General features: G+C 71.0%; 13 protein-coding genes and 1 pseudogene. 3 read left to right on the top strand and 11 right to left on the bottom strand.

Features of this window, described 5'->3' with window-relative positions; translation table 11 throughout:
- Positions 1-218: pseudogene (locus L2C96_RS15450) on the top strand (cytochrome ubiquinol oxidase subunit I); the annotation flags it as partial.
- A 65-nt stretch (positions 219-283) separates the two neighbouring features.
- On the opposite strand, the gene L2C96_RS15455 reads toward L2C96_RS15450, so the two are convergent.
- The gene (locus L2C96_RS15455; protein WP_237336644.1) at positions 284-646 is read right to left on the bottom strand and encodes a hypothetical protein; all 363 of its coding nucleotides are present in this window, start codon (positions 644-646) and stop codon (positions 284-286) included.
- Here L2C96_RS15455 and L2C96_RS15460 point away from each other — a divergent pair.
- Entirely contained in the window at positions 612-905 is a 294-nt protein-coding gene (locus L2C96_RS15460) for a hypothetical protein (protein WP_237336645.1), read from the top strand. The genes L2C96_RS15455 and L2C96_RS15460 overlap by 35 nt on opposite strands.
- On the opposite strand, the gene L2C96_RS15465 is transcribed toward L2C96_RS15460, so the two are convergent.
- Complete coding sequence (locus L2C96_RS15465; protein ID WP_237336646.1) at positions 898-2,100, bottom strand: PucR family transcriptional regulator; 1,203 nt, start codon at positions 2,098-2,100, stop codon at positions 898-900. The genes L2C96_RS15460 and L2C96_RS15465 overlap by 8 nt on opposite strands.
- A 51-nt stretch (positions 2,101-2,151) precedes the next feature.
- Here L2C96_RS15465 and L2C96_RS15470 point away from each other — a divergent pair, with 51 nt between their 5' ends.
- Positions 2,152-3,339 (top strand): mycofactocin-coupled SDR family oxidoreductase, encoded by a 1,188-nt coding sequence (locus L2C96_RS15470; protein WP_308191153.1) that lies wholly within the window; start codon positions 2,152-2,154, stop codon positions 3,337-3,339.
- A gap of 1,002 nt (positions 3,340-4,341) precedes the next feature.
- Here the strand turns inward: L2C96_RS15470 and L2C96_RS15480 are convergent.
- The 9 genes from L2C96_RS15480 to L2C96_RS15520 all read right to left on the bottom strand — a co-directional run bounded on the left by L2C96_RS15480 (position 4,342) and on the right by L2C96_RS15520 (position 13,647).
- Positions 4,342-4,689 carry an SH3 domain-containing protein gene (locus L2C96_RS15480; RefSeq protein WP_237336648.1) on the bottom strand — a complete coding sequence of 116 codons (348 nt, stop codon included), beginning with the start codon at positions 4,687-4,689 and terminating at the stop codon, positions 4,342-4,344.
- Positions 4,690-4,825: 136 nt separating this feature from the next.
- On the bottom strand, positions 4,826-5,860 hold the full coding sequence (locus tag L2C96_RS15485; protein WP_237336649.1) for an alpha/beta hydrolase: 1,035 nt from the start codon (positions 5,858-5,860) through the stop codon (positions 4,826-4,828).
- Between the two features lie 307 nt (positions 5,861-6,167).
- Positions 6,168-7,001: a hypothetical protein gene (locus L2C96_RS15490; RefSeq protein WP_237336650.1), complete on the bottom strand. Its 834-nt coding sequence runs from the start codon at positions 6,999-7,001 to the stop codon at positions 6,168-6,170.
- 70 nt (positions 7,002-7,071) lie between these two features.
- Positions 7,072-8,013, bottom strand: a complete 942-nt coding sequence (locus tag L2C96_RS15495; RefSeq protein ID WP_237336651.1) for a C40 family peptidase — start codon at positions 8,011-8,013, stop codon at positions 7,072-7,074.
- A gap of 98 nt (positions 8,014-8,111) precedes the next feature.
- Positions 8,112-8,288 carry a hypothetical protein gene (locus tag L2C96_RS15500; RefSeq protein ID WP_237336652.1) on the bottom strand — a complete coding sequence of 59 codons (177 nt, stop codon included), beginning with the start codon at positions 8,286-8,288 and terminating at the stop codon, positions 8,112-8,114.
- Complete coding sequence (locus tag L2C96_RS15505; RefSeq protein WP_237336653.1) at positions 8,285-8,893, bottom strand: hypothetical protein; 609 nt, start codon at positions 8,891-8,893, stop codon at positions 8,285-8,287. Before L2C96_RS15505 ends, L2C96_RS15500 begins: the two co-directional genes overlap by 4 nt.
- Positions 8,890-10,695, bottom strand: coding sequence for a type IV secretory system conjugative DNA transfer family protein (locus tag L2C96_RS15510; RefSeq protein WP_237336654.1), 1,806 nt, complete (start codon positions 10,693-10,695; stop codon positions 8,890-8,892). The genes L2C96_RS15505 and L2C96_RS15510 overlap by 4 nt, the downstream gene beginning before the upstream one ends.
- 1 nt (position 10,696) lies before the next feature.
- Positions 10,697-12,145, bottom strand: coding sequence for a putative type IV secretion/conjugal transfer ATPase (locus tag L2C96_RS15515; RefSeq protein ID WP_237336655.1), 1,449 nt, complete (start codon positions 12,143-12,145; stop codon positions 10,697-10,699).
- 14 nt (positions 12,146-12,159) lie between these two features.
- Positions 12,160-13,647 carry an SCO6880 family protein gene (locus L2C96_RS15520; protein WP_237336656.1) on the bottom strand — a complete coding sequence of 496 codons (1,488 nt, stop codon included), beginning with the start codon at positions 13,645-13,647 and terminating at the stop codon, positions 12,160-12,162.
- Between the last annotated feature and the right edge of the window lie 29 nt (positions 13,648-13,676).

Here is a 13,676-nt window from a genome sequence, read left to right on the forward strand (position 1 = left end):
GGGCCACCTCGTGCCCGCCGCCGCGGCACAACTTCACCGAGCTGCCCCGGATCCGGTCCGAGCGCCCGGCGTTCGAGCTGCACTATCCGCACATGGTCGAACGGCTGCACACCGAGGGTGAGATCACTTTCACCGGCCGGGCGAAGGCGCCATCACAAGCCCTCACCGACGCGGTCATCCCGGGCGACCACGACAAGGACAACGCCTCCGAACACTAACGGGCACGCCCAGAGTCTGAGCCAGTTCCCTGTCCACGAGCAGCAACCGCCGCCTTCCCGAACCATCACCAAGCGAGTCGAGCACTAACTCGGCCCAGGTCGACGCCGCCCGATAGTGTTGCAGCCAATGCCGAGGAAGGCTTCCCGGTTTTCGTCGCGGACTTCACAGCCGTTGCGGACGCGGCGGAAACCGCGAAGCAGGGCGATCTGCTCAACCACTCAGCGCTGGGCACCAATCCGGGAGCCGTGCTGCCGCGTCGAGCGAACTGCAACTCGATATCCCTCGCGCACACAAGGTCGCGTTGCTTGCCGAAGTCACAGGCCCGATCGCCGCAGCCGGCCAGGTCGCACTGGTTCTCGGCGATCCTGACCTGCGCGATCAGGGCCAGGGTGATGCCGCTGAACATCGCGATCGACAACGCGCCCATCGCCGTCATCGTGCGCGCGGCGTTGAGGCCCTTCGGCTTGCGGAAGGCCGCTCGTCGCCTGGTAGGTGCCGGCCAGCTGGGCGCGGTCCGGGCCAGTCGGCAGGCGCAAGGCGTCGCCCAGGCCGCGGCGCATCAGCACACACCGGGCGAGAGCGTCAGCGCGGTCGCCCAGCTCGGCGCGCTGCTCGCCTCGGCCACCCTCGGCCTGTCCCCCGAGCAGCACAAGCGGCTGACCGCGGCATCCGACCCGGTCAGCTGACCAGCCCGAGCCGGTCGGCCAGGTGGAGCGCGAGTTCGAGTCGCAGGCGGTGCTCCCCGGGCGCCTGACCGAGCAGGGCGGCCGCCTGGTCCACCCGGTACCGCGCGGTGTTGTGGTGCACGCCGAGCCGCGCGGCCGCCGCCCGGAAGTTGCCGCCGGCGTCGAAGAACACCGCGAGCGTGGTGCGCAGGCGGCGGGCGTCCTCGGTGCCGGCGGCCAGCGGCCCCAGCGTCTCGGTCACGAACGTGCGGCAGACGCCGGGATCGGTGCTGCACAGCGCCGCCACGTCGAGGTCCGCGAAGTGGGTGACGGTGCCCGCCGGACGGCCCGCGAGCTGCGCGACCCGCAGCGCTTCGCGGGCCTGCCGGTGGCTGCGCCGGAACCCCTCCGGCCCCGCCGCGGGCCACCCCTGCCCGGCCAGCACCGGCGCGCCCGCGGACGGCAGCCGGGCGGCGTCGCGCGTCGGCACCCAGCACCACGTGGTGTCCACATCCACCCGCACCACCAGCGGCGCCGCGGCGGTCAGTGAGGCGGCCAGCGTCCGTGCGGTCGATTCCAGCGGCGGGCGCTTGCCCTCCCGCGGGTTCTTCAGGACCAGCGCGACGTGGTTGCCGGTGAGGTCGTACCCCAGCCGCAGCCGGACCTCCGCGACGTCGGTCTCCCCCGCGAGGACGCGGCGCACGAACTCGGCGCGTTCCAGCGAACCCTCCCTGGCCAGCCGCTCGGCCTCGTCGCGGTACTCGGCGCTGAGCCGGTCGCTGACCAGTTCCAGCCAGGACAACAGGAACGTCGTGCCCTGGTTGACGACGGGCACCGCCAGCGCCGCGTCGGGACAGTGCTCCTCGACCGCCCGTCCCCACCGCGTGCACCAGTGGGTGATGCCGAGCCGGTAGCCGCGCATCACCGCGTCGTGGCTGAGCCCGTGCTGCACCATCGAGCGCGTCGAGCGCATCACCTCGGGCGAGGTGGTCACGTCCTTCGGCTGGTCACCGCGGACGAGGGCGTGCAGCAGCGCCTCGCTGTTGGCGAAGGCGGTCGCTCGGGCCAGGTCCAGCGCGTCGCGCTCGGCCAGCTCGGGCATGCCCGCCGCGATGTGAGCGACCGTGCCGTCGGCGATCGCGGTCAGGTCGGGCAGCATCGCCGCCGCCACATGCCTGGTGGCCGCGCGGATCGCGTCGTCGGTCGCCGCGGACATGGCCTCAGCGTATCCGCCAGATGGTCAACCGGGCGCCCCGCGGTTGACCGGTTGACCGAAGACACCGCGCGGCGTCGCGGTCACGCTGACGGTCACCCCGATCCGTGGAGGACACCCATGAAGCGAGCCGAAGGCAAAGTCGCCTTCATCACCGGAGCCGCCCGCGGCCAGGGACGCGCGCACGCGCTGCGCCTGGCCGGGGAGGGCGCGGACATCATCGCCGTCCACCTGTGTGAGAGCGTCGGCACCACGCCCTACGACGGGGCGACCGACGCGGACCTGGCCGAAACCGCCAAGCGCGTCGAGGAACTCGGCGGGCGGGTGCTGGCGCGGCAGGCCGACGTCCGGGATCTCGCCGCCCTGGAACGGGTCGTCGAGGAAGGGCTGTCCCGCTTCGGCGGCATCGACGTCGTCTGCGCCAACGCCGGCATCGCGAGCTTCGGGTCCGCGCTGGAGCTCAGCGAACAGCAGTGGCAGGACATCCTCGACATCAACCTCACCGGCGTGTGGAAGACGGTCCGGGCAACGGCACCGTCCATGGTGGAACGCGGCCGCGGCGGCTCGATCATCCTGACCAGCTCGATCGCCGGCCTGATCGGCTTCCTCAACCTGGCCCACTACACCGCCGCCAAACACGGCGTCACCGGGCTGATGCGGGTGCTCGCGATCGAGCTGGCGCCGCACCGCATCCGCTTCAACTCCATCCACCCGGCCACTGTGGACACCCCGATGGTGGCGAACGAGGCGTCCTGGAAGCTGTTCCTCGGCGGCATCGACGGCGCGACCCGGGAGCAGGCCGCCGTCGGCATGAAGACGCTCAACGCGCTGCCGATCCCATGGCTCGATATGGCGGACATCAGCAACGCCGTCCTCTACCTGGCCTCCGACGAGTCCCGCCACGTCACCGGCACCACCATGGTAGGACGAGGCGCTGTAAGCCACGGGGCGACGGCTGTGAACGCTCGCCGTGCCTACACGTCCTCAGCGACCCCGTCGAGCGGGGTGATTCTGGGCGAGCGGAACTCGCTTTCCGCCAGCCTCTGTGCAAGGCGCATGTTGGCCTCGGCGCGCGCTGGGCTTCGCCGACCCAAGCCACAGGGTGCGGAAACGGCGACGACCGGCCGGGCGAGTGCCCGCTCAACGAGACGTAGCGCGACCGAAGCTCGCGACGGGTGCTGTTCGTCGATCAGGCCCACGATGAGTGGCACGTCCTTGTCCAGTTCGCGAAGCGGTTCGTAGAAACCTGGATCTAACGGCGGCGGGCTGGCGCCGTCTGCCAGCGCCGCGTGGAACGGTGGAATGGCGATGGCGCGTCCGGCCGCCCGAAGAGTGCTCGACAGCCGGTTGACGAAGGTGACCATCGGGACGAGGCTGCCCGGATCGGCGATGGGCTCGTTGTTCAGGTCGCCGTGGCACCAGATGTGGAAGGTCAAGGCCGCGTCGGCTGGGATCGCCGCCAGCAACCGGGTGGTGGCGCGCACGAGGTAGCGCGTGACGAGTGGCCGGAACCCCCTTGGCGATCGGTCATAGGCGACGCAGACGGCCGGTGACTCGATCTGGAACGCGACTTCATGCCCCCAGCAGCGGTGGATCTGCTGGATCTCCTCGGCGACCGCCGCCGCGAAGAGCGGCAGGTGGGTGAGCGCCGCGCGAAAGGCTGCCAAGGATGCTCGAGCAGGTAACAGGCCCATCGCAGCGGCCGGGACGCCGAAGACGAACATCGCCAGGTCCAACGGAGCCGGAATGCTGACCTGGTGCGGTGGCAGCGCGCGTCCGCACTCCTGGGCGAGCCTGCGCCGAGCAGCCATCGCCTCCTCGACCTCAGCGAGGCGACCGAGCGCGAGGTCACGAGCATCCAGCCCCTGTCCCGGGACTGCGCGATACGCGATGGGCTCGTCGTACCGCGCGAATTCTCCGCGCAGGACCTGCTGCAATCCCGGCACCGTATTGAGTCTGCGCAGATAGCTGACGATCCAGTTCGGATCGCGGTCGGCCGGCAGAGCGGTGAGGAGAGCCAGGTCGGCGTGGTCGAGTTGCCAGCGCATCGCCGCATACGGATCGGGTGCGACCTCGAGCGGCAGGCTGCCGACCAGGTGGATTCGCCGGGAAACGGCTTGCGTCGCGGTGGTGGATGGTGACACGGGCGCTCCCCCTGTCGTATCTCGGGCTGGGGCCGGTGCGCGGGGAGCTGGCGCACCGGGATCTGCGGGACCGCGATGAGGGAAGCGGTCCGGGTGGTGGTCAGGCCGGGCAGGGGCCGGGGCCGAGACCGGTGTTGCCGACGTAGTCGGCGCGCATGTAGCCCGTCGGGCCGCCCCAGATTTGCAGGTACCACCAGCCGGGGTGCTGTCCCGGGGTGGCCCAGCAGAGCAGGCTGACCTGCTGACCGCAGTTGTAGGTGCCGAGGATCCGGTACCCGGTGCCCGGTCCGCTGCGCAGGTTCACCCGGTCCCCGGCGACGTAGGCCGGTCCGGGCCGGGCTGCGCAGGCAGCGATGCGGGTGGTGTCACTGCTGGTGTGATCCGGCGCAGCGGCTGTGGCGGTGGCGGCGCCGCCCAGTACTGCCGAGGTGGCCAGAAGCGTTGCCACAGCGGCTTTTCTGGTTCGTGTCAAAGTCACGTTTCCTCCAATGTAGAGAATCAAGGTGTGCAAAGGTGCTTGCTGACTTTTCCTTGCGGTTGCTCCTTTCGTCGTCCGATCACGGCCCGGTCAGGCCGGGGTCTTCTCAGTGGCGGTTGAGCCAGTCGAGGATGTTCTGCGCCGTGTCGGGTGCGGTGGTGGACAACGTCAGGTCGTGCCCGGTGTCCGGGATGATCGCGCCGTCGACGGTGGCTTCCGGGCCGTAGAACGGCTTCTCGTGGTCGGCGAGCTCGTTTCCGCTGCTGCAGGGCGCACCCATCGGCGGCACTGCGCCGCACATGAGCTGGTCGTCGCCACCGTTGACGACGTAGACGGGGCCGTTGTAGCCGCGCGACGAGGTCAGGGCCAGTTCCTTGAGGTAGGTGGCCAGGTCGCCGAGGGTGTAGAGGTCGCGTAGCTCGTTGTCGCGGTCGATCACGGCGGGATCGGAGGTTCGGGCGGCGTAGAAGATGGCTTTTCGCCCCCGTTGGGTGGTGATGTAGCCGGCGTCGAGGCCGAGCGGGGCGAACTTGGGGTCGAGCATGGCGGGTTGCGGGTGCAGGAAGACCTGCGTGGCGATGGTGAACAGGTTCGGGGTGTGCGTGACGCCGGTGGTGACCAGGGCGTCGACGTCACGGGGATGGGTGCCGGCGAGGGCGTAGGCGATGATGCTGCCGTAGGAGTGCCCGACCAGGGCGACCTTGGTGAAGATCGGGCCGAGCGCACCGGTGCGCAGGGCCTGCACCGTCTGGTGCACCGTGGCGATCTGGTTCGGCAGGGTGACCTGTGTGGATGGTGGATGGGTGGATCGTCCGGTTCCGAGCTTGTCCAGCGCCAGGGTCGCGAGTCCAGCCTCGTTGGCGCGGCGGGTGAAGGAGTAGATGTCGGGCCGGTAAGGGAAATCCCAGTACTGGCGGTCGTAGGTGATGCCCGGGACGAGAACCGCGACACGGTCGGCGCCCTCCGGGACGCACAGGGTTCCGGCGAGCCGTGCGGGAGAGCCGTCGGTGAGTGAGACCGGCAGGGCGACCTCTCGGCAGGGGGAGGCCGGGGCAGGTGAGGCGTGGGCGGGCGCGGCGAGTGTGGCGAGCGCCAGCGCGCAGGCCGCGGCAGCTCGGCATAGGCGGGTGAACGTGGGCATGCAGCCTCCCAGGAAGCGGGTGTGGACGGCGCGTGGGGAGGCACACGCACGCGAGAGAGCGCCAAAAGCGGTTGAGCGGAGCGATTTGCTCGATGGTTCAGTTGTGACCAGCGCGACCTCGAGATCACGCGGTGGAACGGCGGTCACCGTGGAGTGGCACGTCCTGCGCGTGCCACGCGCCCGCTGGGGTCACCGGGCCGCGGCGACACCAAAGCCGCCCACCGGCGGAGATCTCCTAGCCTGAGCGGTCGCGCTGGTCACGGGACATGGCGGCATCACCTCCTCTCCACAGGGCATCGGGCCGGGGTCAGTCGCGCCGGCCGGCTGGGCAGAACGCGGTGTGCACGGTGGTGGCGACCAACAGCAGCGAGTTGGGTTCCCGTCGCCGGTTGCCGAGGCTGCTCAAAAGGCTCCTGGTCCGGCTGGGATCGTCGGCGTGGTCGGCAAGCAACCACACCTGCTCCGGGAGGTGGTCACAGCGGCGGAGGGCATAGATCTCGCCGGTGCGCGGGAGATAGTTGAGCTGCCAAGGGCCGGTGAGCGCGGGAGGCTCCAGCTCCGGTAGCGGTTCGTCGTCGTCGCGGCGCCATCCGTCTCCGAAGTACTCGGCGTCGGCGATGGTGCCGCCCCATACCGCTCTGGTGGCCCGGCGCGGGTCGGCGGCCAGGAACTCCTCCTCACTGTTGAAGGTGGTGACCCAGGCCGGTTGTGTGGTCGGTCGTCGCCAGCCACGGGCTGCGTCGCCCAGCAATCCCTCGTCGTGGTCGAGGTCGAGGACCAGGCGCCGCACCGCGTCGATCAACCCCGAGGTGCGGTGCAGCTCGTCGCTGGTGTGCTCGGCCTCGGCAAGCAGGCGCCGGAACTCTGCCTTCGCATCAGCGAGCTGGTGCCGGACCTTGCGGCGCCCGCGCCACCGGTGTTCGATCCACTGCCGGGCGAGGTCGGAGACGCGATCTCCACACGTGCTGATCTCGCTGGTCAGCCGGCGGGCGCAAGCGCGTAACGAGTTGGCGCGCCGCCGCAGCAGATCGTCCGCGATGAGCAGATCCTCGGCAGGATCACGTGGATCGTCGATCGCGGCGGCCAGATGGGTGGCCAGCGCGGCTGGGACGTCGATCCGCCGGTCGCCGCTGCGCAGCACCAGCCCGGATTCGGCATGCTGCCAGCTCAATTCCGGTCGATACGCCTTCATCACTCCCCCTCTGTCGTGGTCAGGTTCCTGGCCGGACGACGCCGATGAACTGCCGAGCCCAGTAGGAACCTGGTTTCCAGATGTCGTCGACGACGCTCACCACCCCGCCGCTTTCCGGCGCGTGCACCACGCGTCCGTCACCCAGGTAGATGCCGACGTGGTGGATCCCGCCGGGTTCGCTGTTGGCCGACAGCAGAACCAGGTCTCCGCGCTCCACGCGCGACGGATCGGTGATCGCAGGCTGGAAGGCCGTCCAGATGGCTTGGGTTTGGTGCGGCACCGCGACGCCGGCTTGCGCGTAGGCGTAGAGCGCCAATCCCGAGCAGTCGAACCCGGTCACGCCGGAATCCACCCCGATCCCCGGCGACGGGCCTTGGGCGGTGCCGCCGCCCCACGCATAGGGCACGCCGAGCTGGCTCAGCGCAGCCGAGACGACCCGCTCGGCGCGGTCGTTTCCCCGCACCCAGTCGTCGCAGTTCACTCCCGCGAGCGCGCCGAGCACGTGACGGGCATCGTCCTCAAAAGTGGCGTAGCGGTCGGGAAAGGCGCTGCGCTCCACCGCCTGGGCGGCGTTGCCCGGCGGCATGCCCAGCCAGTTCGGCACCGCGAGCAGCACCGAATAGAACTTGCTCGCGGCGTAGACCGGATCGGTGAGCTGCTCGCGACTGCCCCAGCCCTGCGACGGGCGCATCTGGAACAGCCCGACGCTGTCCCGATCGCCGTAGGAGAGGTTGCGCAGCCGGGATTCGGTCATGGCAGCCATTAGCGCCACCACCAGCGCCTGCTCCGGCACCTGCTGCTGCCGTCCGACCGAGACGATCGTCGCAGCGTTTCCCATCTGCTCCTCGTCCCACTGCCCCACCCGGCCGGGGCTCGCACCGGCCGGGGCGCAGGTGACGCCCGCGAGTGAGTGGGCGTCGGCGCCGGGCTCGCTCAGCAGGCTCAGCGCCAGCAGGCACACAGCCGCCAGCGGTAACCCGACGACGACCAGCAGGGCTCGTCGCAGGACACGTCGTCCTGCTGGGCTGGCGGCGAGCTGAGCGACGAGTGGAGGCACGGCTACACCCCCACCTCGGGCCCGTTTCCGGCGGTCTGCTCGCGATACCGAAGCTCCCGCGCTCGTTCCGCCGCCTGCCGGTGCGCCTCCTGCTCGGCGCTCGCCGAAGCGGCGAGCGATCGGAGGAACATCTCGAGCTGGCGTTGCAGGCGCAGGAGATCCGTATGGTCGCGGCTCACGCGGCCTCACCGTCCTGCTGCCGCAGCCGGGCCAGTGTCGCGTCCCGCGCGGCGAGGAGTGCCGACCGCTGCCGGTCGTCGTCGTTCCAGGCCCGGTACAGCTCAGCGGCGTCCAGCCCGCCGGGCTCGTGCAAGCCGTCGCAGCGCGGGATCCCCCAGTTCGTGTCCGCCCACCGGACGCGGGCGCGGTCGAGCCGTTCGAGGAACGCCGAGGGCGCCTCCGGCGGTGCGCTCGACTTCCACGCGCCGTCCCACGCGAGGTAGAGCGCGGTCAGCTCCTCAACCAGGACGGGGTGCTGCGGCCAGCAGGGCGGCAGGAGCGCTGTCAGCCGGAACTGGCCGGCCAGCCACCGGACCCACTCGTGGAGCCGGTTCCACGCCTGCAGGCTGCGCTCGGGGTCCACCGGTTTGCCTGGTGTGGGCGGGTAGCCGAAGCGGAACTCGGCGCGCCGTTCGGTCGTCGCCCGGGTGCCGGCCGCGGTCTCGACCGCTTCGACACGCTCTACCAGTGCCGGGAGCGCCTCGTCGAGGAGTTGTTCCAGGGTGTCCAGGGCCACGTCGAGGCGTTCCTCGATCGACGCGGGCTGCGGGATCTGCCCGGTCACAGCAGGCTCCGGCCGTCGTTGAGCGCGGCGCTGAACTCGGCCTCGCTGCGCGCGGTCAGGGCGTGATCGTCGCGGCGGAAGTAGGGCTGCAGCTCGGTCAGCACCGGCCGGAGGCCGCCCGCGGCGAGTACGAGGGAGTGGAACTTCTTCAGCGCGCGGACCTCGTCTGGCTGCAGGGACGGCCGGGTGCGGATGCTGTAGGAGGTGGAGCGGCCCTGCTCCCCGGTGGTGAGGCTGGGGAGCTCCTCGTCGAACTCTCCGGCGTAGCCGGCGATCGTGCGCAGCTCGGCTTCGTCGGACAGGCCCGGCAGCACCATCCGGATCGTCGCCGATCCCCACATCGCCCGTGCTTCGTGTTCGCCCCAGCGGTGGTCGGCCTGGGCCCGGTCCTGCACGGTCAAGGTGGTCGGGATTCCGTCTCCGCCTCCGGCCGAGAGGAGGTTCGGCAGCCGGTCGAGGGTGGCGGTGTTGCGACCCTCGTCGGCGATGAGGCGCAGGCTCGGGTCGAGGCGGTTGTTGGGCGAGCGTTGCCCGCGTTCCCGCGCCACAGTCAGGATTTCGTCGATCAGCGCGCCGAGCAGGTCGGCGACACCGGTCGGCTCGTCTTCGTGGGAGAGCACGTACAGGGTGGTGTCGCCGTCGACGTCGAGCAACGAGCCGGGGTCGAACCCGTGGCCGGGCTGGGGCAAGCAGGTCGCGAGCACGCGGGGGTGCTCGAAGCATTTGACCGCGGCCTCGACGCTCATGTAGTAGCCGGCTCGCTGCCGGTCGGGCAGGCGGGCGGTGTTGTACTGCATCTCGGCCCAGCTGTCCGGCGTCACCGAGCTGCGGGACAGGATCGCGCCCGGCTCGACGCTGGTTTGGTCGTAGGCCCACCGCAGCACCGACCGGATGTCGCCGTGCGACAGGGCGGCCGCGTGCAGCAGGTTGCGCAGCACCGCTTCGCCGCGGTTCCGCCATGTGTCGGCGCCCGACACCGTGCTCATGTCCACGGTGCTCGTCAGTTTTTGTGCGCGGCGGATCGCCACGGCGGGGTCGGCGCAGCCTGCCACCGGGTCCCACTCGACCTGCGGGAGCGCCGGTGTGGTCAGCAGCGGGTCGAACAGCAGCACCCGGCCGCGCTCGGAGCGCGGCTTCCACGTGGCGGCGAGGACATCAGCGCGGCTGGAGGAGACGATCAACGGCCCGTCGTGGTCGAGTGCCTCCGGGATCACCACGCACGCGGTCTTACCCGACTCGGCCGGTCCGACGACGAACTTGGACTTGCGGACCGAGGCCCAGCACCGCACCCCGGTGTTGACGTCGCGACCGAGGTAGCTGCCCATCTGCTCCGGGCGGATCCGGTCCCGGGTCCGCGCGAGGGTGGGCCGCAGCCGCGGTGCTTGCTTGATCAACGCGGTTTCGCCGAACTCGCGGGCCACTTCCCGGCGGGTTGCGAACCCGGGCCGCGAACCGCCCCGCACCTCCCGCATGACCGCGACGGTCAGGTAGATCGCGATCGCGAGGACTCCGGTGTAGACGAACCAGAAGATCGCGCCCGGCGGCGCTCCGGCCGCGCCGAGGCCCGGCCAGTCGCGCATCGGGTCCGTGGGGTGGGTGTAGACGCCGAGGATCGGGCCGAGGAGGTTTCGGCGGTGTCCTGTCCAGCTGGGCCAGCCGCGGTCGGTGACGAAGGCGGTGAGCTGGCCCGCCGACCACGTGAGCAGCCCGAGCCCGGCCAGGCTACCCAGGACGATGGCGGAGACGACGTCGTGGCCGCGGCGGCGGCGCACGACCGGCCTGTCTGTGTGATGGCGCCGCATGTCAGCTCGCCTCCGCGGCCGAGGAGTCCAGAAGTGATTCCCAGTCCTCGTCGCTGATCTCGCCCGCGGCGGTCGCGGCGGCCTGCATGCGAGAGTCGGTCTGCACCAGCGGGTGCTCCACCGACGACAGCAGGTGCTGGACGACGAAGGCCCGGTTGCCCAGCAGCCACATGCCGGTGCCTTTGCGCAGGTACTTCAGCAGCGCGGTCTGCACGTCGGTCAGGCCGAGCATGTCCCTGGTCAGCGGCAGACTCGCGTCGACCTGGCGGTAGACGATGCGGAAGCCGGTGTCCTCGATCAGGCCGCGAGCCAGCCGCGCGGCTTCCGAACCTTCCGCACCTGGCGCGTAGTCGGTGAGCCGGTGCGCCGCCAGCAGGTTCGTGATGCCGAACATCCGCGCCAGCTTCGCCGCCTCCTGAAGACGCCGCAGCAACGGCACGTACCGCATGGCCAGCCAACTTTCGTCGTAGCCGACCAGACGCGGCCGCGCGTTGGGGCGCATCAGCGCCGCCTCCATCGCCGACTGGGCGCACACCATCGACATCACCGTCACAGCCTGGTCGGCGCGGACGGCGTGCAGGTTGAGCACGGTGCCGGGGGCGTCGAAGTCGAGGTAGCGCTGGGTGTCGTCGGCCGCGTCGAACATGCCCTTGAGCGGCCCGTCCACCAGGCCATGCAGGGCTAGGCGCGCGTCGCGGGAATCGTCGAGCAGCTGCTGCGCGGTGATGCCGCGCACGCGCAACGCGTCCTGCCACTCGTCGGTGGCGGTGAGTTTGGCGACCACGGCCGGCAGCGACGCCGGCGCCAGTTGGTCGCGCGCGGCGCCGGGTAGTTCTCCGGTGCAGGACGCGAGGGCGAGTTCCAGAGCGGTGCGTTCGGTCATCGTCAGCGGCCGGTCGAGCCGCACGTGCACCAGCCCCTCGAGCAGCGCCATGCGGCGGGCAGCGAGGTCGGCGCGCCACGCCTGCTCGCTCTGCCCCGGGTAGCGGCCGTGCGCGGCGAGCGGGTTGAGCCGCACCCCCAGCCCAGGGCCGAGGCGCAGCGGCTCGACGCCGAGACAGTGGGCGAGGGCCGTGTACTCGTCCTTCACGTCCACCCAGCTGAACGGGATCCCGACCGCGGCGAACCGCATGATCATGCACTTGAGCAGTGCGGACTTGCCACTGCCGATCTCGCCGACGAGGAGCCCGTTCGGGCTGGTGATCACCCCGGCCCGGTACAGCTCCCACGGATCCCACAGGAAGCTCGCCCGGCTGTAGAGGTCCATGCCGAGGTAGATGCCGGGGACCCCGAGACCGGGGTCCATTACCCACGGGTACCAGGACTTCAGCACGCTGCTGGTCGCGGTGTGCGCGGGCAGCCGCATCCGGTGGGCCAGCCGGCCCGAGGCGGGCCGGTGCGCGCCCAGCCGGTCCCGGCGAGGCCCGGGGCGAGTAACGATGGTGCGCATGTGCGTGCCTCCCTTCAGGAGCCGGTGAGTGACCACATCGGCGACAGCCCCCTCGCCAGCGGCAGTGCGGCCGCGTAGAAGCCCTGGTCCTGCTCGCCGTAGAGCACCATCGAGGCGCAGCGGATCCGGGTCAGGCGACGACGGACCGACGTCACGGCGGTGCGCAACGACGCCATGTCGGGCGCGGTGCAGGTGACGAACATCGAGTACCGGAAGTAGCCGGCACCCTCGGCGATCTCTTCGTCCAGCCGCTCGGCGGCGGCCAGCTCGCGGCGCGTCCGCGCGTCGACAACGAGACCGTGCCGGGCTTTGGCGTAGATACTGCCGCCCGCGGCGAGGCGCTGGTTGTTGATCGACCGCTCCGCCCGCGACACCCCGAGCGGCTCGGCCACCAGGGTCACGGCGCGGCGGACATCGCTCTGCTGCAGCAGCGGCGTCAACCAGTTCCGCTGGACCGGGCGGCGCGGCATCTCGTGCACCCAGATCGTGCTGGACACCGCCGAGTCGTGCAGGAACGCCCGCCACTGCCGCTCCGCCGCCGACGGCCCCGCCGCCCGCGGGTCCAGTTCGCCCTCCTCCCCGGCCTGCAGGTCGTACAGGGGCAGCGACTCGGGATCGAACTGGGAGTGGATGACGGCCGCGTAGTGGCCCGGCGACAGCCAGCCCTTCACCGGGATCCGGGCCTCGCCCAGCTGGCGCCTCAGCTCGGCCAGCCGTTCGACCACCACGATCCCGAGCGCCTCGTCGTCACCGCCGGCCGCCTTGATCTCGCCGGCGAGCCGGGACAGGTCGAACGCGACGACGAAGAACACCTCGTGCCGCTGACCCGCTGGGGCGGCCTGCGACACCAGCTCACGCAACGCTTCCGCAGCCGGCGTGCCGCGATCGCCGACGCGGTCGAGGTAGTAGCGCTGGGCGAGGTTGGTCGCGTCCGGCATCGACCGGAACAGCAACTGCCAGCGGGCGATCGCGCCGTCCTCGTCGGTGGTGGATTCCATCACCGCTTCCCACTCGCTCAGGCGGGACGACTGCTCGGCCGACTCTTCGAGGATGATCGGAGTCCCCTCGGTCAGCAGCGCCGCGGTCACCGTCCGGTTCGCCTCGTCGACGACGAGGCCGATGCGCTGCCGCCCGTCCGGACCGGGGGCTGACAGCATCCGCAGGCTCGCGAGGTCGCCGGGCAGGTCCATGCGGTGCGCCAGCGAGTCCGGCCCGAACACCGCGCCCCGGTACACGTGCGCCCCGCGAAGGTGCGACCACGCCGCGCCGAGCACCGGGCGCATCCACTGCGTCAGGGAACGGCCGCCGATCCGGGTGAACGCCAGCGCGACCACTGCGATCCCCGCCGCGGCCAGCGCGGCGAACGCCACCGGCGATCCGGTGCGGATTCCCGCCCACGGCAGCGCGATGCCGACGACGACCGCGACCGCCTGGCCCAGTCCCACGCGTCCGAACACGCCGTTGAGCCGGCGCGGCGGAAAGACGAACTCCTGCTCTTCCACGAACTGCTCCTCCTCGGTGTGCTGTGGTG

It is taken from the genome of Amycolatopsis tucumanensis (assembly GCF_021654135.1).
Classification (GTDB): Bacteria; Actinomycetota; Actinomycetes; order Mycobacteriales; family Pseudonocardiaceae; genus Amycolatopsis_E; species Amycolatopsis_E tucumanensis.